Annotated in this window: 2 protein-coding genes; both read right to left on the minus strand. The window is 52.3% G+C overall.

The window, feature by feature from the left end; translation table 11 throughout:
- Positions 1–359: ATP-binding protein (locus SDD30_RS17305; protein WP_434076177.1), on the minus strand; the 359-nt coding region annotated here is incomplete at its 3' end.
- The coding region (gene istA, locus SDD30_RS17310; RefSeq protein WP_434076178.1) for an IS21 family transposase at positions 356–1912 on the minus strand (1557 nt) is incomplete at its 5' end. The genes istA and SDD30_RS17305, both read right to left, overlap by 4 nt.

Consider the following 1912-nt stretch of genomic DNA (forward strand, 5'->3'; position numbering starts at 1 on the left):
GTCTTGCCGGTACCCGCATTACCAGCTAAAATCACATTCCTCCCTTCCTGGATAAAGGTTAGGCTCTTGAGCAATTTTAACTTTTTTTGCGCATCGGGGGGCAGGTCGCCAACGCTAAGACTCTCTAGGTACTTTTTATGGGTAAACTCGGCCCGCCGGATCCGGTTGTAGCGGGCTGATTCCTTGCGCGCATCCCACTCTTGCTGTAACAACAAGGCCAGAAATTCTTCGTAGCTGGCATCTTTTTGCAATGCCTCCGCTACCTGTTCTTCCAGGTGCTGACGGATCATGGGGAGTCTAAGCTCTTTAGCCGCAGCCATGATGAGTTCGTGCCACTTTTGGCGCGGGGTGATACTCATGCGCTGGCCACCTCCTGAAGCAGTTCGCCATACTGCTGCAATTGGCGCCGGGCTTCGTCCGCAATGGCCTGAGTTTCCTCCGAAGCTATACTAGGGAGATACGGGGCTTCCTTCCTTTTAGCACACAGGATCTTGATCTTGGCGGTACTTACGTGCTCGGGGTGGATTCGGCTCAATTCCTGGATGCTCTTCTCTACCTCGCTTAAGCTGCCGTCTTCCTGTAAATACTGTAGCAGCTCTATGAATTCTTTCTCTCGTTTGCTATAATAGGTGTGGTAAATACTTTGAAGTTTCTTGTCTGCCTGTTGCAGGGCCTGACTTCCGGCCAGGGCACCAGGCTTTTTCTTTAGGGTCGTGAGGTAATGGGCCAGCTGCATTGACCACGCGCGGCTGCCGGTGAGGCGGGGATGTTCGGCCACTTGGCTGCCTTCATAAAAACACTGGACGCATCCGGAGTAGACCTTCACCAATACCACTTTGCCGACATAGACATCGGGGACGGAATAATGGTTCTGGTCGACGACGATGGTGGCGTACTTGTCGACGCGGGCCTGGCGGGTCCTGGCGGCGTCAAAGGGGGGTAGGGAGGGCAATAGATAGGCCCGTTCTTCAGCCAGGCGGTATGCCGCACTCTGGCCGCCATAGGCCTCCTGTTCTTGGTGATTGCCTCGCTGGCAAACCTCCAGAAGGTAATCATTGGCTTCTGCCAGAGTGGCAAAGGTGTCACGGAAGGCGAAGGCTTTACGGCGCACCACTTCCACGCTCCGCTCCACATGGCCCTTCTCATTGCCGCTGCGGATATTACATAAGCGAAAGGTAAAACCGTAGTATAGGGAAAGTTGCAGCAGGGCCTGAGTCGGTTCCTTTTCCGTGCCCACGAAGCGTTTGACGGCCACCTTCATGTTGTCATAGACCATCCTCTGGTACACACCGCCAAGGTGGGCAAAAAAGAGGGCGTGCGCCTCCTGGAAGCATTCGGTGGCTTGCTTGGTAAATAGGTAAGCCCAGCGGTAGTTGCCGTAAGCCGAGGTAAAGACAGCCATTTGCAGGACTTGTAGTTTATCATCTATGGTTAACTTGACTTCCCCCCAGTCGAATTCACAAACCTCCCCCGGCTGGTAAACGGCTTTGATAAAGGCTTCCTGCGGTTGCTGGACCAAACTACGGACCGTACGTAAAACCGTGCTGTAGCTGATGTCGAAGTTTTCTGCCTGGAGGGCTTCATGGATATCCATGATTTTTTTCTGCTGCTTGCCTTGGCCTTTCTTTTTCTTCTCCTCGTTTTCATCCAGGTAGGCCTGGATCCTTTGGACCATCTCCTCGGTTAGTTTGCGTTTGGGGCGTTCACCCACTGTGTATTTGGGAGCTTCAACAATGGCCTCAATAAGAGCGCTATTATCTGCTCCTTCCTGGGTGTCAAGTAATTCTGCCCTTCTCTTTTCGTACTGGTTGATGTATTTGCGAATGGTTTTTCGAGAGATACCTGTCTGTCTGGAAATTCTTCGTTGGGATTCTCCTTCCTGGTAGTATTTTAAAATGAGTTCCTGTTTCTG

It is taken from the genome of Moorella naiadis (nom. illeg.) (genome assembly GCF_051020825.1).
Classification (GTDB): Bacteria; Bacillota; DSM-521; order Neomoorellales; family Neomoorellaceae; genus Neomoorella; species Neomoorella naiadis.